Source organism: Pseudoalteromonas sp. P1-8 (genome assembly GCF_001399985.1).
GTDB lineage: Bacteria > Pseudomonadota > Gammaproteobacteria > Enterobacterales > Alteromonadaceae > Pseudoalteromonas.
The window spans coordinates 155,113-174,606 of record NZ_LJSO01000003.1; the positions used below are offsets into that span (position 1 = coordinate 155,113).

The following is a 19,494-nucleotide window of genomic DNA, read 5'->3' on the forward strand; positions in this document are numbered from 1 at the left end:
AAATGAGCAAGGACTGTACCACAGTGGCATTAAACGTGCATATTTGTAGCCAAAGAGTTTTAAGCGGAAGCAAATTATGCGAGCACTTCTATTCGGTGGGCTGGTTGCCTGCGCAGCATTAACCGGCTGCAGTAGTATTTTTGATAAACATGTAGAATACACTTACATTGAGCCAGATAGCTACCCAGTGCTAAAAGCCGTGGGTTATGCGCCAATTAGTGCTCAACCAGGTAGCAATGAATCGCAGCGTACTCTACTTGCGATTAAAGCCTCAAAGCTTGAAGCTTACCGCGAGCTTGCTGAGCAAGTTTACGGGCAAAGAATTTCCGCAGGCACTACAGTGCAAAACAGCATTGCTCATAATGATCAATTACAAAGCCAAGTACAAGGTGTGATCAAAGGTGCACAGGTTATTAAAACCTATGCAGTAGGGGACACCTACGCAACTGAATTACAGCTTGATATGAAGCGAGTGCACGATTTATACATCGGCGAAGTAAAACCGCGCCAAGTAAAAAAAGTAACATATTATTAGGTGCAACTTAGTATTGGCTTGCTGCATAAGTCCAGCAAATTCTGCAAGCATTAAAAAAGCGCGATAACTTAGTTATCGCGCTTTTTTAATGAAATAGTATTTAGGCTTTCAAGTTGTGAACGATTTTCTTATCGCCTTGAATCACGCTACCGCCTTGGTCGTAGGTCATCGATGATGGTGCACCGATTAAAATATCTTTAAGTTGCTTAACACTCAACTGTGCTTGATGGGCCGCGTGAGCGTTTACATCGTTTTTCTTTTTGCAGCTTGCTAGGAGAGTATTTACTTGCTTAATAAGTGTACTTACTTCGTCATCTTGCGATTCGTTATGCGCAACAAGCTTTTGCACTTCTTTATCAATGGTTTGAATTTGTTGGAGCAAAGAGATTTTTTGTTGGGCAATACTCTTTAATCCGTCGCCACGCTTTGCAGCAATGGCTGTCAACTCATCATCTAACAGCGCAGCAATAGACTCCAAGCACGAAACTTGTTGTGTTAATTTGCTAGCTATTAAATGATTATGATCAGCCATAGACATCAAACTCGAATGCAGCGATGTTCTTTGCTAGCTTTTCAGCATCAATTTGGTATTTACCTTCACTGATTGCTTTTTTCAGCTCAGCCACTTTATTGCTATCAAAGCCAGATGATTGCTCTGCTTTTTCTTGCAAAGATTTTAGCTGTTTAGCTTGAGGAGTTAAGCTCACAGAATCTGCACTTGCTTTTGGTGCGGCCGATTTTGCAGCGGCTGCATTAGCATTATCTTTTTGTAAATCAAGCTTTTTTTGCTTGGTATTTGTCAACACAGAAGGCTGTTGTTGACCATTATTGACATTGCTTACCATAATTTTGACCTATACATTACCCAACATATGCCTTTATATCGGCGGGCACAGCGGATACTTTAGCATAAATATAAAAAATTAAATATTTACTTGTACAGACTCGACCCCATCCACACGTGCATTTAATACTTTACCTGATTTTTTGTTTTTTACACGTACTAATTCGTCTAACGTGCCATCTTCTAGAGCAATTCCGGTGGTTTTAATTCTTAACCCGCGTAATGAAGCATAGATAGTTACATTATCGCCTTTACAAACCATACAAACTTGGCTCATAACAATAGGTGTGCCGTCACGTAAATTGCGCTTACTGCGACTGCCAATAAGTATAGCCTCATCTTGAACATATTGCGTTCTAACAAATTGCTTTGGCTTCATTTCGAGGCGTAAATGTTCAGGGCGAATGACCTCTCCACGGGCTAAATTAGTGGTAACAACAACCACAGGTTCGAGCTCAATAATGCGCACGTGAACGTATTGGGTCCAACTATTTAAATCTTGGCACTTAAGTTGTACAGTTACCTGCCGATTAAAAGGAGGCTCTGTTGGTAACTCTTTGTTAATTGGTGACTCACATAACCTCTCAGGAATGCGACTATCTAATGGTAAAGCACTAATTTGAGGTGTGGTGTCCAGATCAGGGAGCTGCTCGCTAACAAAATCGATGGCGATTTGTTGAAGTTGCTCGGTATTATAAACTTCTGCCTGTAGTTGTGTTGTAAACAACAGGCTAGTAAGAAAATAAAAAACACTGTATCTTCGGCTTTTTTTTAACAAACTCATATTGTTTCGACTATGCTTATGGTTGAAAACAAGGTATAAATATTTTGCGTCAAAAAACAGACGCTTTGTAACCTTATGTAGCTTTAACACAAAGAAGGCAATTATTGTTCCAGCTCTGATTGTTTATCTTTAGGAGATTGAAATGGCAGGCATTTTAGACTCAGTTAACCAGCGTACTCAGTTGGTTGGGCAAAACCGCCTTGAATTACTATTATTCAAACTCAGAGGGCGACAACGCTTTGGTATAAACGTGTTTAAAGTAAGAGAGGTTCTGCAATGTCCACCACTTACTAACATGCCTAAATCAAATGCGTACATTCGCGGTGTTGCGCATATCCGTGGTCAAACTATCTCTGTTATTGATTTATCGATGGCTGTAGGTGGCCCTGCAATTGAAAATATCAAAGACAGTTTTATCATCATTGCTGAGTACAACCGTTCAGTGCAAGGGTTTTTAGTTGGTGGTGTTGAACGCATCGTGAATATGAACTGGGAAAAAATAATGCCGCCGCCTTCGGGAGCCGGACGTTATTCTTACCTAACTGCGGTCACTGAGATTGAAAACGAATTAGTTGAAATTCTCGATGTAGAAAAGATATTAAACGAAATTTGCCCAGTTAACACTGAAGTGAGTGCTGAAGTAGTTGGTGAAGGTGAGATTCAGCGTGACTTGGGTGAGCGTATTGTTTTTATTGCTGATGACTCTGCAGTAGCTCGAAACCAAGTCAAGCGTGCGCTTGAACCTCTAGGTGTACAAACTGAACTAGCTAAAAACGGAAAAGAAGCACTTTTACGTTTAAGAGAGATTGCTCAGCTCGATTGTCAAAATGATATTACTGAACGTGTTGGTCTATTAATATCTGATGTAGAAATGCCAGAAATGGACGGTTATACCTTAACCGCTGAAATTAAGGCTGATCCAAAATTATCACCTTTGCATGTGATCTTGCATACCTCTTTAAGTGGGGTGTTTAACCAAGCAATGATCGAAAAAGTGGGTGCTGATGATTTTATTGCAAAATTTAACCCAGATGAATTAGCGACAGCTGTGAAGAAATGGGTTCATTGTGATTAATTATTTATAGGTGGTATTACTTTGGAAAATAAGCATTTACAACAAAGCGAATACGATCAATTCCGCTCTTTTTTAGAGCAACAATGTGGCATTGTGCTTGGCGATAATAAACTTTATCTAGTTAAAAGCCGCCTTGCGCCGCTTATGGCGCGTTTTAATGTTGAATCTTTATCACAGTTGGTAAGTAAAACACTAAGCCCTCATGAGAGGCAGCTTCGTGCCGCTGTCGTTGATGCGATGACAACCAATGAAACGCTTTGGTTTCGTGACCAATATCCGTTTGAGTTATTGAAAACAAAACTATTTCCTGAACTTAAAGATGTGCGTAGGCCACTAAAAATATGGTCAGCGGCAAGTTCATCAGGACAAGAGCCGTACTCAATTGCCATGTCTGTTGCCGAGTTCCAATCTAAAAACCCAGGTGTATTAAAGATGGGTGCGCAAATTATTGGCACTGATATCTCTAATACCATGCTTGATATGTGCAAGAATGCTGAGTATGACTCGCTGGCGCTCGCTCGTGGCTTGTCGATGGAGCGTCGTCAAAAGTTCTTCAAGGACAGCGGTAATGGAATGGCTCAGGTAGTTGACCCTATACGTAAAATGGTCAGCTTTAGACATTTAAACTTACTCGATTCATATGCCCTAATGGGCAAGTTTGACATCATATTTTGCCGTAATGTGTTGATTTACTTTTCACCAGAAGTAAAAGCTAAAATCATTTCTCAATTTGCTCAAGCTTTAAACCCGAAAGGTTACCTGTTTTTAGGTGCGTCAGAATCAATGGCGGGCTTAAGTGATAGCTTTGATATGGTTCGTTGTAACCCAGGTATCATCTATCAGAAAAAGTAAACTCTCCTTAGCAACCTAGTCCTTAGGTTGCTAAATTTACCTATTTTTCAGTCTCTTATATAAATCAAATTACTCCTAAATTTTTGGCTTAGCTTTTGCATTAACCACTACAGAGTCAATTTTTTGGAGATGGTTATGGCTATCAGTTTTGATAAAGCATTTGGTGTTCATCCTCATGCGATGTTGATCCGTTCACAACGCGCTGAGTTATTAGCGACAAATATCGCTAATGCTGATACGCCGGGCTATAAAGCGAAAGATATCGATTTTGCCTCGGCATTAAAAGCGGCAAAAAGCAACCAACAAGGCGGCAATAGCATGGTAAGAACCGATGCTAAACATATTGCCGGGGGCAGTCGTTTTGTTGGCAGCGCAGAAATGTTTCGTACGCCAAATCAAGCAGATACAGGTGATGGTAACTCAGTCGATATACAAGTGGAACGAAACTTGTATGTACAGAACTCATTAGAGTATCAGGCAAGCCTGCAATTTATGAGTAGTAAAATTAAAGGCCTTAAAAAAGCCCTCGGTAGTCAAGGAGCTTAATCATGAGTTTGTATAATGTTTTTGATATTTCAGCAACCGGTATGAGTGCGCAAAATGTTCGCTTAAATACCACAGCCAGTAATATCTCGAATGCAAATACGATTAGTTCTAGTCAAGATCAGACATATCGAGCGCGCCACCCTGTTTTTGCTGCAGAGTTGACTAAAGCGTCAGCATCACAAAGCAATCCTCAGGGCTCTTCTGTTGGCGTTAAAGTGTTAGGCATTGTAGAGAGTGATAAACCTCTACAAATTGAATATAACCCGAACCACCCAAGTGCGGATGAAAATGGTTATATCTACAAACCTAACGTTAATGTTGTAGAAGAAATGGCAAATATGATTTCTGCCTCTCGCTCTTACCAAACAAATGTGCAAGTTGCTGATGCAGCTAAGCAAATGTTAAGTAAAACACTGTTGTTAGGACAACGGTAACCGAGGATAAGTTATGAGTAACGACATCAGCTCTGCATCATCATCCTATATGGATAGTTTGCGTTGGAATCAAAGTAGTACGCAAACAACTGAAGAAGACAACAACACGCTTTCTCAGGAAGATTTCTTTTCGTTGTTAACACAGCAGTTGTCGTTTCAGGATCCGAGTAATCCTGCTGATAACGATCAAATGATTGCGCAGATGACGAACTTTACCATGGCTGAAGGTATTTCAAACTTAAACGAGAAGTTTGATTCACTCACTGCATCAATGACATCAAATTCTGCGTTACAGGCTTCGACTCTTGTTGGTAAGCAAGCGTTACTTGAGTCTGACACCATTGATTTTGATGGCGAAAATCTAGCTAAAGGGTCGGTGGTTGCAGAAACCGCTGTTGAATCTTTAACGCTAAGAATAACGGATTCATCAGGCCAGTTAGTGCGTACCATTGAATTAGGTTCTCAGTCAGCGGGTGCACTTCGTTTTGAATGGGATGGTAAAGACAATGATGGCAATGTGCTACCTGAAGGTGAATATGACATCAGTGCTGAAGGCTTTGTAAATGGAGACTACAGCAGTATGCCAATGGCGACCTTTAAGAATATTGAAAGTGTCAATATTAATGGCGCAAGCGGCATTATCGTAAATACAAAAGAGGGTGCGGTTAGGCTAACTGATATAGCTGAAATCGCATAAGTAAAAAAGGTTTGGGTTAGCTTAGGCTAAGAGATAGGTTAGAGGTGAGTTATGAGCTTCAATATTGCATTAACAGGCTTAGCAGCCGCGCAAAAAGATTTAGACGTTACCGCAAATAACATTGCTAACGTTAATACTACGGGCTTTAAAGAGTCTCGTGCAGAGTTCGCTGATGTATACGCATCATCAGTATTTAGTTCTGGTAAAACAAAAAATGGTGACGGTGTAAGAACAACAATGGTGGCACAACAATTCCACCAAGGTTCGTTATCTTTCACAAATAACTCACTTGACTTAGCGATCACTGGTGAAGGTTATTTCGCAATGGCGAATGACCTAGGTGCACAAGACTTCACATATACCCGAGCAGGTGCGTTTAAATTAAATAAAGATAACTTTGTAGTCGATGCTAATGGCAACTATCTACAAGGTTTCCCTGTTGATGAAGCAACCGGTGATACCACTTCTGTTAGCTTAAGTACATCTTCTGCACTACAAATTCCTGATGCATCAGGTTCACCACGTGCAACCACGAATGTTTATTCATCTTTTAATCTAGACTCTCGAGCAACTTCACCGTCAGTGACGCCGTTTGATCCTGAGACAAGTGCTTCATATAACAGCTCAACATCAACAACAGTGTATGATTCATTAGGTGAGCCACATATTTTACAATTCTTTTTTGTGAAAACTGATTCAACAACTACTGGTAATGAAAATGAGTGGGAAGTGTATGCTACTTTAGATGAAAAACCGTTTGCTGCGGATGGTACTGAGCAAACTACGTCGCCATACACGCCTATTTCGACTTTTCAGTTTGACTCAAGTGGTTTACCACTAAATACAGATGGTGTAGCAAACACTGACACTACGTTTGACCCATTAACGTTACCAAATGGTGTTGGTGCTGCGGCAGGCTTATCTGACTTACTTTCTAATGGTGCCAGCTTCCCAGATGATGTCACTATTAATTGGCGTGATGAAGCAGCAACAACAAATAAAATTCCTACTCAGTATGCTAGTAACTTTGAAGTAAAAGCACTGGAACAAGATGGTGCGACTGTAGGTCGTCTATCAGGTATCGATATCGGTTCTGACGGTAAAATTGTTGCTTCATACAGTAATGGTGATACTTCATTCCTAGGTCAAGTTGCGATGGTACGCTTTTCGAACTCACAGGGTTTACAACAAGTGGGTGATACGGCCTGGAAGAAGAGCCTTACATCAGGTGAACCTATTGCTGGCGAACCAGGTTCAGGTACCTTGGGTTCAATTAACTCATCTGCGCTTGAACAATCAAACGTTAACCTAACTAACGAACTTGTTGACTTGATTAGTGCGCAGCGTAACTTCCAAGCAAATTCACGTGCGCTTGAGGTTAACTCAACACTACAGCAAAACATCCTACAGATCCGTTAATTTTAACGGCTCTAAGCTTAATCCGACACGAAGGCTGCTCCCTCTATTGGCAGCCTTTTTTCATTCTAATTATTCATTTTTCTCTTCTATTTTAGCGTCAATTTTACTTTGGCACTTTTATTGCATTTCTTAGTTATCGTATTTTTAGTGAGTCAATGTTATGGACAAAATGGTCTACATTGCCATGTCGGGTGCTAAGCAAAGTTTGCGAGGTCTTGAACTCAAGGCCAACAACCTTGCGAATGCTAACACCACTGGCTTTAAAGCTGATTTTGCACAAGCTCGCTCTATGCAAGCCTTCGGTGAAGGTCTGCCATCTAGGGTGTTTGCAATGCAAGAACGCCCTGGATCTAATATGGAATCGGGTGGTTTTGTTGAAACTGGCCGCGAGCTTGATATCGCGATGAGTGACCGTGGTTGGTTGAGTGTACAAGATGCATCAGGCAATGAGGCGTACACCAAAACTGGCACATTAAACATTACTCCAGATGGCGCGTTGATCACTAGCCATGGCCGTCAAGTAATTGGCGAAGGTGGTCCAATCATTTTGCCATTACCTATCGAGAAAGTTGAGTTTAGTGAAGACGGTGCTATTCAGGTTCGCCCACAAGGTGCGCCAGCTAACTTTTTGGAAGTGGTTGATCGCTTAAAAGTGATTGAGGCTGATAACACTCAGCTTGAAAAAGGTAATGACGGTTTATTTCGACCAAAAGAAGACATGTTGGTCAATGACCTTTGTGGTTTTTGTGATATTTCACCAAACGTAAAGGTACTGTCGGGTACGCTTGAAATGTCGAACGTAAACCCAGTGCATGAAATGGTCGACATGATCAGCAATCAACGCCAATTTGAATTACAAGTTAAATTAATGAAAACAGCCGAAGAGCTCGACGAGCGTCAAGATCAGCTGTTACGCATTGTTTAAGATGACTGAGAGGGTAGAGTTATGAATCCTGCATTATGGATCAGTAAAACCGGGCTTGACGCCCAGCAAACCGATATTTCGGTGATCTCAAATAATCTCGCAAATGCCAGCACGGTCGGTTACAAAAAAAGCCGCGCCGTATTTGAAGATTTACTATATCAAAACATCAATCAACCAGGTGGCCGTTCATCTCAAGACACTGAAATGCCATCAGGTTTAATGCTTGGTGCCGGTGCAAAAGTGGTTGCTAACCAAAAGAACTTTTCACAAGGTAACATGCTTACCACAGAAAATTCATTGGACTGGATGATCTCAGGTCCTGGCTTTTTTGAAGTGCAATTACCAGATGGCAACATTGCATACTCACGTAATGGTCAATTCACCACTGACGAAGATGGTCGCATTGTAACTTCTGGTGCGGGTTTTCCATTACAGCCAGAAATGAACGTACCAGACGATGCACAATCAATTACTGTTTCGCAAGACGGTGAAGTGTCGGTACGTATTTCAGGGCAAGCAGAGAACGTGGTCATTGGTCAGCTAACAATTAGTGACTTTATTAATCCATCGGGTCTTGAACCTATGGGGCAAAACTTGTACACAGAAACTGCTGTGAGTGGCGCACCTGTGCAAGGGAACCCAGGTATCGATGGTTTAGGTACTGTGGTTCAAGGTTCACTAGAAACGTCTAATGTGAATGTAACAGAAGAACTCGTTAACTTGATCGAAACGCAACGAATTTATGAAATGAATTCAAAAGTGATTTCAGCGGTTGATGAAATGCTTAGTTACATCAATCAACAGCTTTAATGGGTAGGAGGCAGCATGCGTAACATTATCTTAGTCACATCGGCAGCATTAATGCTGGGTGGTTGTATGACAACGCAAAATCATCATGTGGTTCAGGATGACCCTTACTATGCGCCTATGTATCCGGAGCCAACAACAGAGCCAATGGTACCAACGGGTTCGTTGTTTGATAGTTATTCAGCAGATGACTTGTACTCAGATAAAAAGGCATTGCGCGCGGGTGATATCATCACTGTTAAATTGCAAGAATCAACGCAAGCCACCAAAGCGGCAAAAACCGAAACCGACAAAGAAACGGACGCTAGTTTAGACCCTGTTATTGGGCTTGGCGGTAATCCAGTTAACATTGGCGGTGATAGCATTCAGTTTGGTATTGGTTCTGGGGCATCGTTTAAAGGTGATTCAAAGTCTAACCAATCAAATAGCTTATTTGGTGATATATCTGTCAATGTGATGCGTGTTCTACCGAACGGAAATTTGGTTATTCGCGGTGAAAAATGGCTCACTTTGAACACCGGTGAAGAATTTATTCGCCTTGAAGGTTTAGTTCGTCCTGAAGATGTTCAAGCAGATAACACGGTCACATCAAACCGTATTGCTAATGCGCGAATTCAATACTCAGGTAAAGGGCAAATTCAAGAAACGCAAAGTGCAGGTTGGCTGTCTCGTTTCTTTAGTAGTTCGCTTTTCCCATTTTAGAGGAATAAAGTCATGAATGGGTTTAAATACATCATCGCTCTTTGCTTAATTAGCCTGCAGTTTTCTGCACAGGCTGAGCGAGTCAAAGATGTATCTATGGTTGAGGGCGTGCGCGCAAACCAATTAGTGGGTTATGGTTTGGTTGTCGGTTTGCCCGGCACAGGTGAACAAAGCCGATTTACTCAACAAAGCTTTAAAGCTATGCTGAATGGTTTTGGTATTACCTTACCTGATAGCTTAAAACCTAAGATTAAAAATGTTGCCGCTGTGGCTGTACATGCAGAGTTACCGGCATTCAGAAAACCCGGTCAAACCATTGATATTACGGTTTCATCTATTGGTAGTGCGGGTAGTTTACGTGGCGGTACTTTATTACAAACCTTCCTAAAAGGGGTTGATGGCAATACCTATGCGATTGCACAAGGCAGCTTAGTCGTTGGTGGTCTAGGTGCTGAAGGGGCAGACGGTAGCCGTGTAATTATTAACACACCCACAGTGGGTCGTATTCCAAACGGTGCCATTGTAGAACGTGCTATTAAGAGCCCGTTTATGCAAGGTGACTACATTACCTTTAATTTAAATCGTCCTGATTTCACAACGGCTAAACGCTTAGAGCAAACGATTAATGATTTAGTGGGTCCTGACAGCGCTCAGGCAATCGATGCAGCTTCAGTACGAGTGTTAGCACCGCGTGATGCTTCTCAACGTGTTGCTTATTTGTCGACACTTGAAAACTTAGAGTTTAAGCCAGCAGACACAGCAGCAAAAATTATTGTGAACTCTCGCACAGGCACAATAGTGATTGGCAAAAACGTGAAGCTACAGCCAGCGGCGATTACACATGGTGGTTTAACGGTCACCATTGCTGAGCAGCAAAATGTGTCACAGCCAAATGCTTTAAGTGATGGTGAAACTACCGTTACCAATCAAAGTATTATTGATGTGAACGAAGATGATTCACGTGCTTTTGTATTTAACCCGGGTGTTAATCTTGATGATCTCGTGCGTGCAATCAATGAAGTTGGGGCCGCACCGGGTGATTTAATGGCAATCCTTGAAGCTTTAAAAGAAGCGGGGGCGATAAACGGGCAACTGGTTATCATTTAAATTAAAACGCGCTTTCGAGCGCGTTTTTTGTTTTAGTATTTCTTAAATCATTTAGCACACAAACATCAGCCAAAATCTTGGCTCTGAAGTTACTCCATTCCTGTATCAGTTATTAGCCATTCATTTATAAAGTTTTTTATTGGCGCAATTTTTGCATTTTAATTTTCATTATTAACTATTGTGTCAAAAAGCTGATGGATACAAATCATCTCGACAAGCAAAACTTTTTTGATTTAGGCAACTTAGACTCATTACGTCAAAATGCCTTAAAAAGTGATGCCTCTAGCGATGCGTCAAAAGAGGCGCTGAAAAAAGCGGCGGCACAATTTGAATCTATCTTCACTCAGATGCTACTTAAAAGCATGCGCAAAGCAAATGAAGCGTTTGAAGATAAAGACAGCCCATTTAATTCAAGCGGCGTTAAATTTTTTGAAGAGATGCATGACCAACAAATGTCGGTTGAGCTTTCATCAAATGGTTCGCTCGGCCTAGCTGACTTGATTGTTCAGCAGCTCTCGCCAGACGGTAAAGAGTTTACACCAGGTTCTGTACTAAGAACGACGGCTGACTTTGATAGTGATAAACGCGCAAGCGGTGTCCTTAATAGCACTACTGAGGCTAAGGCTAAACCACAAGCTGTCGAGGATACATCAGCGAACGAGCAATCAGAAAACCGCTTTGAAGATGCTGAGTCTTTCATTAGCTCTGTTTGGGAGCACGCTAAAAATGCGGCTGAAAAAATTGGCTTAAACCCAGCTGTGATGGTTGCTCAAGCAGCACTTGAAACGGGCTGGGGTAAACACATCATCAGTAAAGCTGATGGCACAAGTAGTAACAACTTATTCAATATTAAATCGGATAGGAGCTGGCAAGGTGATAAAGCAAGCAAAGTCACGCTTGAGTTTGAACAAGGTGTGCCAGTTAAAAAGCAAGCAAGTTTTCGCTCTTATCAATCGATTAAAGACAGTGTGAACGACTTTGTGGATTTTTTAAATGAAAACCCACGTTATCAAGAAGCACTTAATAATACCGCAGAGCCTGCAGCCTTTTTAGATTCGTTACAAAAAGCAGGCTATGCAACTGATCCAAATTATGCCGATAAAATTAAGCAGGTATTGAAGCGCGTTGAGCTTCAAAGCGTCGCTGCTTCATTGGTACGTTAAGGAGTAGACCCTCATGTCATTTAGCTTATATGACATAGCAAATGCCGGTGTAAGAGCTAACTCTGAGCTTTTACAAACCACCAGTAAAAACATCGCCAACGTTAATACCGAGGGCTATGTGCGTGAGCGTACTGAGTTCACAACCATGATCGATAACCAAGTCGGCCGTGGTGAAACGTATCGCTTACTAAATGAATTTGCACAAAAGCAATTAAATAGAGATACCTCTAATAAAGCGTTTTTTGATCAGTTTGTAACTGAAGCAAGCCGTGTAGATAGCTTGTTTTCAGAAGAGTCAAACAGCTTATCAACGAGCGTAAATTCGTTTTTTAACAATGTACAAGAAAGCTTAAATCAACCGTCATCAACAGTAGCTCGTTCACTGGTCATGACGGATGCACAAAATTTGATTGATCAAATGGACAGGTTATCGAGCATTGTGGTTGACCAAAAAGCAGTAGTAAATGAGCAGCTAGAAATCTTTTCAGATGAAGCAAATAACCTGATCCAAAATATCAGTGATTTAAATACCAAGATTGCTTCGGTTCATGGTACTGATCGTGAGTCAGTATCAAGTGGTTTATATAATGAACGTGATAAAGCAATTCGTGATCTATCTGAGCTGATTGATATTGAAACACTCGATGGTAATAACGGCGAGAAACAAGTGTATTTAGGCTCTGGTCAAGCACTTGTCATGCAAAGTGGCACATTTAACCTGTTTTCATTCAGTGGCGATCCTGATCCGAACTTTAAAGAATTAAAACTTGATATAAACGGTGGCAAAGCCGTGCCGCTTGAAGTTGATGTGAGTAAATTGAAAGGCAAAATTGGTGGCTTACTGGCATTTCGTGACGATATTTTAGTTCCAGCGCAAAACCAACTTGGTCAAATGGGCTTAGCATTAGCCGATGCCTTTAACCAACAAAATAGCTTAGGTATGGACGCTAATGGTGAAATTGGTGGCGATATTTTTGCTATTCCAACGGTAGATGCGTTTGGTTATCAAGCGAATACGGGCACATCAACAATGACGGCAACCCTTGAACCTGGTAAAGGCAGCGAATTGCCAGCAAGTGATTTTATTGTGACCTATACAAGCGCAACCACTGTTGAGATTCAGGCAATTGATAATAAAGGTGAACCCATTGGCACCGCATCTACAGCGAATGTGACTGCCGGTGTGATTGACTCATCAACTATTACGGGTGGTGAAGCGTTTGGTTTACAGCTCAACGTATCAGGTGCTGCAAATACTGGTGACCAATTTATGGTTAAGTTGAACTCTCAGGCTGCAACTAGCTTAGAGCTTGCAACTGAACGTCCTGAAGATTTAGCGTTAGCATCACCTATTCGAACTGCGAACGATATCAATAATACCAGTGATGCAAGTATTTCTGCTGGCACAGTGTCCGATATTGACAACTCAACGGGTATTACCGTGGGTCCCCCACCGAGTTTGGCGAATGGCGATATCACACTCGTGAAAACGGCGAATGCTAACGAGTATCAAATTACAGATGGTAACGGTACATCGACGTTTACCATTACACCACCTGCTGAGAATATTCTTGCTCAAGCAGGGGCGCCTTACGATACCTACGGCTTTGACTTTAATATTGAAGGATCACCTGCAACAGGTGACACCTTCACAGTAGAGTTTAACACAGGTGGTTTTGATGATAACCGTAATGGTTTGCTATTGGCCGATTTACAAAATGGTGAGCTAGTGCGTCAAAATGTTGAAGCAAGTAGTACAGCCGATAATCATAAAACGTTTAATCAAGCCTATTCAGGCATTGTCACTGATATTGGTGTAGTGACTAGTCAAGCCCAAACCAATGGTGCGGCCTTTACAGCATTGGCTGATCAGTCTGAAGCTTGGTATGAATCGCTATCAGGTGTAAACCTTGATGAAGAAGCGGCAAACTTACTGCGCTTTCAACAATCGTATGCAGCATCAGCACAGGTCCTTTCAACAGCACGTACTATTTTTGACACCTTATTAAGTGCGGCGAGGTAATTATGCGTATTTCAAATAACATGATGTATAAGAATAACCTTAACTCTATTCTTAACTCACAGCAAAATGTAAACAAAGCGCAAGAGCAGGTTAATACTCAAAAGCGTGTATTGACTGCTGCTGACGATCCTTCGGCTACGGCTCGCGCACTACTTTATACAGATCGCATTCAGGGTAATGAACAGTTCACAAAAAACATTACAATGCTGAATAGCCGCCTAACAACAGAAGAAGGTGTGCTGCAAAATATTAAAGGTGCGCTTGAGTCTGCTTATACTTTATCTATTCAAGCTGGTAATGGTGCGTATAGTGATATCGACCGTGAAGGTATTGCTGAAGAAGTTAAAGCATTGCAAAGTACGGTACTTGATTTGATGAATGCAAAGACCGAAGACGGTAAATTTATCTTTTCGGGTTACCAAGATAATACTCCGTCTTACACCTTTAATAGTACTTCTGGTCGCTATGAATATGGTGGCGATCAGGGGCAACACAAAATCAAAGTGGCTGAAGGTGTAGAAATCAAATCAAGTGACAATGGTTTTGATACATTCGAAAAAGTAAATGCTCGACTAAATGTGGCATCAAACGACGGCACTGTGTCAGGCGGTATCACAAGCTCAAAAATTTATGTTACTGAGCAAGCTGATTTCGATAAATTCCATCAGGCAAATTACAACGCAGACCCTGCCGCAGCCGCAAATGCCAATACACTAAGCTTTATTACTACCACAGGCACACCTAATACATTTGTTGTGCAGCAAGCTGGTGTAACGATTGACAGCGGTAGTTTTGAAAACGGTAAAATTGAATATCAAGGTATGGAGATTTCTGTTTCACCTGTTGCAAATGGCCAAGTTGATGTTGACCTTGAAGCACCACAAAAAGAGAATGCGTTAAATACTTTGGATGACCTGATAGCAGGACTAACCAATCCTGATTTAACTCAAGAAGAGTTTGATCAAGTTTTAGCTGATGCCATCGTACAACTCGATAATGCCAAAAATCAGGTTTCACTTGTTCAGGCCGGTTTGGGTGGTCGCTTAAATACGGCCAAGAAAATCGAACAATCAAACGGTGACTTAGATACTAGCAATAAAGCTGCAAAAGCTGAGCTTGTTGAGCTTGATATGGCTGAAGCGATTACTGAACTCACCAAACAAGAAACATCACTGCAAGCTGCACAGGCAACATTTGGCCGTTTGGCTAACCTCTCATTATTTGATTACTTATAATTTATGTAGGTTAAGCTTATTTAATAAACTTAACCTACAAAACCTTCCTTAAGCTTCACACTTTAAAAGCGTTTTTAGAGCACTCTTTTTAGTATTTATATCTTTAGTAAAACATCGTGATAGCGGCTTTCAAGGTAACCAGATGCCATGTTTAGTTAAAAAGCTAAAATATTTCTCTTTTAAATACAGTGCATTAAATAAAATTTTAAAAATTGTTTAAAAATTCACTAAAGGATTTTTTGAGCGGACCGATAACTTAATTAACCAAGCAGAGTAACAAACAACAGTTACCGCTTAATTAGAGTAAGTTTGAGAGTAAATGATAAGTTTACTTCGGGAGAAATATCATGGCACTTTATGTAAATACAAATGTTAGTTCATTAAACGCTCAAAGACAATTAATGAATTCTGGTAACTCACTTGACACTTCATTCAAGCGTTTATCATCTGGTTTCCGTATCAACAGCGCTGCTGACGATGCGGCTGGTCTACAAATTTCTGACCGTTTAACATCGCAAATTAACGGTCTTAATCAAGGTAACCGTAACGCGAACGACGGTATCTCTTTAGCGCAAACAGCTGAAGGTGCACTAGACGAAGTAACGTCAATGTTCCAACGTATACGTACCCTTGCGCAACAAGCGTCGAATGGTTCAAACACTGATGAAGATCGTTTGGCACTTCAAGAAGAAATTCGTTCTTTAGCATCAGAAGTAAACCGAGTTGCTGAAGATACTACTTTCGGTGGCCAAAATTTACTTGACGGTTCTTACTCAGCAAGTTTCCAAGTGGGTGCTGATGCTGTTCAAACAATTGGCTTCAGCATGAAGGATGTTGGTGGTACAGCTAATACGCTTTCTGCTAACGGTGGTTTTACTATGTCAGGTATTGCTGGTGTTGCTTCTGGTGTGACAGGTAAAGGTATGTCCACTCTTGCTGCAGGAATTAGTGATGTAGGTACAGGTTTGACTGCTGCAACTGTTGGTTTCTCAGCTTTCGGCGCAACTACAATCAGTGTGTCTTCTCAGGTTAATGCACAACAAATCTTGGCTGGTATGGATGCTATGATTGCGGTAGTTGATAAAAAGCGTGCAGAGCTAGGTGCGGTTCAAAATCGTTTCCAGTCAACGATTCGTAACCAAGCTAATATCTCTGAAAACTTAAGTGCAGCTCAATCTCGTATTAAAGATACAGATTTCGCGACTGAAACAGCTAACCTAACTAAGATGCAAATCTTACAACAAGCTAGCCAAACAATCTTGAGTCAAGCTAACCAACGTCCTCAAGCGGCATTAAGCTTACTAGGTTAATAGTTGGGAATTTGAGTCAAAGTGAAGTCAAAACTTTGACTTAAAGAAAAGCGCCTTTGTCTAATGGGGTATTAACAAAGGCGCTAAGATAGGATTATAAAGCGGAGGCGCTCAAAATCCTGACAGTAGTGTTCTAACATTTGTAAGAACATAAAACATAAAGCACAGATTATGCCATAATTTGTGTTATTAAACCCACTCTTAAACTTATCTCTCTTAAGGCTCCTAAATGGAGCCTTTTTATTCCTTTTTTAATCTTAATTAATAGTTGGCCTATTAATTGCTCTCATTACTTCAAGTTAATTAACTAATCAGCAAAGTGGCAGTATTTTGCCCCAGGCGACTTAGATTTGCCGCTGTAAGGGTCACTTTGTCAAATTCACTTTTTAATAAGTGACTTTACTTTGACAGATAAGAAGAGAGTTTATTATGGCTTTATATGTAAATACTAATGTTAGTGCATTAAATGCACAAAGACAGTTGGATAGAACAGGTACAGATTTAGATACTTCGTTTAAACGTCTATCTTCAGGCCTACGTATTAATAGCGCAGCTGATGATGCTGCCGGTTTACAAATTTCTGACCGTTTACAATCACAAATTCTAGGTTTGAATCAAGGTAACCGAAATGCGAACGATGGTATTTCACTTGCGCAAACAGCTGAAGGGGCATTAGAAGAAATTACTTCAAGTTTTCAGCGAATTAGAACCCTTGCACAACAAGCAGCAAACGGTTCAAATACGGATGAAGACAGACTTGCTCTCCAAGAAGAGATTCGTCAGTTATCTGCTGAAGTAAACCGTATTGCTGCAGATACCACATTTGGTGGCCAAAACTTACTTGATGGGAGTTACTCCGCTAGTTTTCAAATTGGTGCTGATGCCGTTCAGACTATCGGCTTTAGTATGAAAAATGTTGGAAGTACAGCTAACTCACTAACTGCAAATAGTGGTTTCACTATGTCGGGTATAGCTGGTATTGCTTCAGGCGTGAGCGGAAAAGGAATGTCTACATTGGTTGCAGGTATTAGTGATATAGGCACTGGATTAACCGCAGCTACAGCAGGTTTTAGCAATATTACTGCAAGCGGAATAAGTGTATCTTCTCAAGTAAATGCTCAGCAAGTGCTCGCAGCTATGGATTCTATGATTGCTGTAGTAGATAAAAAGCGTGCTGAATTGGGTGCTGTACAAAACCGTTTTCAATCGACTATTCGTAACCAAGCGAATATTTCAGAAAACTTATCGGCTGCTAAATCACGAATTAAAGATGCTGATTTCGCAGCTGAAACGGCTAATTTGACTAAAAACCAAATTTTACAGCAAGCAAGCCAAACAATCTTAGGTCAAGCAAATCAAAGACCTCAAGCGGCATTAAGCTTATTACAAGGTTAAAATTTAAAAAATAGTTAAAAAATTTACAAATAAAGCTAAAGCTTTCGCTTTATCAGACGATAACTGATTTAGAGAACTATCAATCTAGGACTCTATGTCGGTTAAATAGCAGGGTAGGGGTATCCCGCTGTTTAGCTATTAAATGATAAAGCGGAGGCTAACATGGCTATCTATGTAAATACTAATGTGAGTTCTTTGAACGCACAGCGTCAGTTGATGAAATCTGGCAACTCCTTAGACACTTCATTCCAGCGATTATCATCTGGCTTACGCATTAATAGTGCGAAAGACGATGCTGCGGGTATGCAAATCGCTAACCGTTTAACAGGACAAGTTAACGGCCTTAATCAAGGTAACCGAAATGCGAACGATGGTATTTCTCTTGCGCAAACAGCTGAGGGTGCACTAGACGAAGTAACATCAATGTTCCAACGTATTCGTACGCTTGCACAACAAGCGTCGAATGGTTCGAATACTGATGAAGACCGTTTAGCACTTCAAGAAGAAATTCGATCATTAGCTTCAGAAGTTAATCGAGTGGCTGAAGATACAACGTTCGGTGGTCAAAACCTTCTTGATGGAACTTATAATGCCAGTTTCCAAGTTGGTGCTGATGCAGTTCAAACAATTAGCTTTAGCATGAAAAATGTTGGTGGTACAGCAAATTCACTAACTGCTAATGGTGGTTTTACTATGTCAGGCATCGCTCAAGTTGCTTCAGGTGTGACAGGAAAAGGCATGTCAACATTAGCTGCTGGTATTAGTGATGTTGGTACAGGTTTAACCGCAGCAACAGTTGGCTTTTCTGCATTCGGTGCAACAACTATTAGCGTATCTTCACAAGTTAATGCGCAGCAAGTATTAGCTGGTATGGATGCAATGATCGCTGTTGTTGATAAAAAGCGCGCTGAATTAGGTGCGGTTCAAAATCGTTTCCAATCAACAATCCGAAATCAATCAAATATAGCTGAAAACCTAACAGCTGCACGTTCGCGTATTCAAGATACTGACTTTGCAACAGAAACTGCTAACTTGACTAAGATGCAAATCTTACAACAAGCAAGTAGCTCTATCTTAAGTCAAGCAAATCAGCGCCCACAAGTAGCTCTTTCGTTACTAGGGTAGTCTAAGTTTTAAGTCACTGTACAGAGGAAATTTTCAGTACAGTGGCTTATAATTTAACAGATAACAGCTGGAGAGAGAAATGATAGATATTAATTCCGCAGCTAGGGCTTCAGATAATGTTAATACTTCAAACAGTGTTTCTGTAAAATCAGTGTTAGATGAAGAGAAGCTTAATAAAGGCACAGAAATTGCTAGTAGGGAACCTGTTAATATTGATGAAGTTTCAAGCAAGAAGCGTCAAGAAAAGCAAGATATGATTGCTGAGGTAAAAGAAAACCTCGAGAAGCTTAATAAATATATACCGGTAACTTCGACAAACTTAATTTTTGAGTTTGATGAGCTAGGTGAACCACCGATCATTAAAGTGCTCGATAAAGAAAGTGAAGAGGTGATCCGTGAGATACCCACAGAAGAGTTTCGAGAAGTGGCTAAAGCTTTGGATGAATTTGCCGATAAATTAACTAGTAAAGGTATGCTATTTAATCATTCAGCATAAAAGTGTAATATTTTTCAGGA

Annotated in this window: 21 protein-coding genes; 18 read left to right on the forward strand and 3 right to left on the reverse strand. The window is 40.8% G+C overall.

Going from position 1 to position 19,494, the window contains the following annotated elements; all coding sequences use genetic code 11:
* Window positions 1-76 precede the first annotated feature (76 nt).
* Window positions 77-535, forward strand: a complete 459-nt coding sequence (locus tag AN213_RS06055; RefSeq protein ID WP_054562225.1) for an LPP20 family lipoprotein — start codon at window positions 77-79, stop codon at window positions 533-535.
* A 100-nt stretch (window positions 536-635) separates the two neighbouring features.
* Here AN213_RS06055 and flgN read toward each other — a convergent pair whose 3' ends face one another.
* From flgN to flgA, 3 genes are all read right to left on the reverse strand, one after another.
* Entirely contained in the window at window positions 636-1,067 is a 432-nt protein-coding gene (gene flgN / locus AN213_RS06060; RefSeq protein ID WP_055197941.1) for a flagellar protein FlgN, read from the reverse strand.
* Entirely contained in the window at window positions 1,060-1,380 is a 321-nt protein-coding gene (flgM, locus tag AN213_RS06065) for a flagellar biosynthesis anti-sigma factor FlgM (protein ID WP_054553314.1), read from the reverse strand. The genes flgN and flgM overlap by 8 nt, the downstream gene beginning before the upstream one ends.
* Window positions 1,381-1,458: 78 nt before the next feature.
* Window positions 1,459-2,163 carry a flagellar basal body P-ring formation chaperone FlgA gene (flgA, locus tag AN213_RS06070; protein WP_054562223.1) on the reverse strand — a complete coding sequence of 235 codons (705 nt, stop codon included), beginning with the start codon at window positions 2,161-2,163 and terminating at the stop codon, window positions 1,459-1,461.
* A gap of 142 nt (window positions 2,164-2,305) precedes the next feature.
* Here flgA and AN213_RS06075 point away from each other — a divergent pair, with 142 nt between their 5' ends.
* The 17 genes from AN213_RS06075 to AN213_RS06155 all read left to right on the forward strand — a co-directional run bounded on the left by AN213_RS06075 (window position 2,306) and on the right by AN213_RS06155 (window position 19,474).
* Window positions 2,306-3,238 (forward strand): chemotaxis protein, encoded by a 933-nt coding sequence (locus AN213_RS06075; RefSeq protein WP_054562222.1) that lies wholly within the window; start codon window positions 2,306-2,308, stop codon window positions 3,236-3,238.
* Window positions 3,239-3,259: 21 nt separating this feature from the next.
* Window positions 3,260-4,090, forward strand: a complete 831-nt coding sequence (locus AN213_RS06080) for a protein-glutamate O-methyltransferase CheR (RefSeq protein WP_054562221.1) — start codon at window positions 3,260-3,262, stop codon at window positions 4,088-4,090.
* 135 nt (window positions 4,091-4,225) lie between these two features.
* Complete coding sequence (gene flgB, locus AN213_RS06085; RefSeq protein WP_054562220.1) at window positions 4,226-4,636, forward strand: flagellar basal body rod protein FlgB; 411 nt, start codon at window positions 4,226-4,228, stop codon at window positions 4,634-4,636.
* 2 nt (window positions 4,637-4,638) lie between these two features.
* Window positions 4,639-5,070, forward strand: coding sequence for a flagellar basal body rod protein FlgC (flgC, locus tag AN213_RS06090; RefSeq protein WP_054562219.1), 432 nt, complete (start codon window positions 4,639-4,641; stop codon window positions 5,068-5,070).
* Window positions 5,071-5,083: 13 nt separating this feature from the next.
* Window positions 5,084-5,767 (forward strand): flagellar hook assembly protein FlgD, encoded by a 684-nt coding sequence (locus tag AN213_RS06095; RefSeq protein ID WP_054562218.1) that lies wholly within the window; start codon window positions 5,084-5,086, stop codon window positions 5,765-5,767.
* 51 nt (window positions 5,768-5,818) lie between these two features.
* Window positions 5,819-7,186 carry a flagellar hook protein FlgE gene (gene flgE / locus AN213_RS06100; protein ID WP_054562217.1) on the forward strand — a complete coding sequence of 456 codons (1,368 nt, stop codon included), beginning with the start codon at window positions 5,819-5,821 and terminating at the stop codon, window positions 7,184-7,186.
* Between the two features lie 160 nt (window positions 7,187-7,346).
* The gene (locus AN213_RS06105; RefSeq protein ID WP_054553307.1) at window positions 7,347-8,111 is read left to right on the forward strand and encodes a flagellar basal body rod protein FlgF; all 765 of its coding nucleotides are present in this window, start codon (window positions 7,347-7,349) and stop codon (window positions 8,109-8,111) included.
* A gap of 21 nt (window positions 8,112-8,132) precedes the next feature.
* Window positions 8,133-8,921, forward strand: coding sequence for a flagellar basal-body rod protein FlgG (gene flgG / locus AN213_RS06110; protein ID WP_054553306.1), 789 nt, complete (start codon window positions 8,133-8,135; stop codon window positions 8,919-8,921).
* 15 nt (window positions 8,922-8,936) lie between these two features.
* The gene (flgH, locus tag AN213_RS06115; protein ID WP_054562216.1) at window positions 8,937-9,620 is read left to right on the forward strand and encodes a flagellar basal body L-ring protein FlgH; all 684 of its coding nucleotides are present in this window, start codon (window positions 8,937-8,939) and stop codon (window positions 9,618-9,620) included.
* Window positions 9,621-9,632: 12 nt separating this feature from the next.
* The gene (locus AN213_RS06120; RefSeq protein ID WP_054562215.1) at window positions 9,633-10,727 is read left to right on the forward strand and encodes a flagellar basal body P-ring protein FlgI; all 1,095 of its coding nucleotides are present in this window, start codon (window positions 9,633-9,635) and stop codon (window positions 10,725-10,727) included.
* Between the two features lie 194 nt (window positions 10,728-10,921).
* Window positions 10,922-11,890, forward strand: coding sequence for a flagellar assembly peptidoglycan hydrolase FlgJ (gene flgJ / locus AN213_RS06125; protein ID WP_054562214.1), 969 nt, complete (start codon window positions 10,922-10,924; stop codon window positions 11,888-11,890).
* A gap of 13 nt (window positions 11,891-11,903) precedes the next feature.
* Window positions 11,904-13,913: a flagellar hook-associated protein FlgK gene (gene flgK / locus AN213_RS06130; RefSeq protein ID WP_054562213.1), complete on the forward strand. Its 2,010-nt coding sequence runs from the start codon at window positions 11,904-11,906 to the stop codon at window positions 13,911-13,913.
* 2 nt (window positions 13,914-13,915) lie between these two features.
* Complete coding sequence (gene flgL / locus AN213_RS06135) at window positions 13,916-15,148, forward strand: flagellar hook-associated protein FlgL (RefSeq protein ID WP_055197943.1); 1,233 nt, start codon at window positions 13,916-13,918, stop codon at window positions 15,146-15,148.
* Window positions 15,149-15,495: 347 nt separating this feature from the next.
* Window positions 15,496-16,458, forward strand: coding sequence for a flagellin (locus AN213_RS06140; protein ID WP_054562211.1), 963 nt, complete (start codon window positions 15,496-15,498; stop codon window positions 16,456-16,458).
* Between the two features lie 429 nt (window positions 16,459-16,887).
* Entirely contained in the window at window positions 16,888-17,853 is a 966-nt protein-coding gene (locus AN213_RS06145; protein WP_054562210.1) for a flagellin, read from the forward strand.
* A 162-nt stretch (window positions 17,854-18,015) separates the two neighbouring features.
* Entirely contained in the window at window positions 18,016-18,978 is a 963-nt protein-coding gene (locus tag AN213_RS06150; protein WP_054562209.1) for a flagellin, read from the forward strand.
* Window positions 18,979-19,057: 79 nt separating this feature from the next.
* Entirely contained in the window at window positions 19,058-19,474 is a 417-nt protein-coding gene (locus tag AN213_RS06155) for a flagellar protein FlaG (RefSeq protein WP_054562208.1), read from the forward strand.
* Window positions 19,475-19,494: the final 20 nt, after the last annotated feature.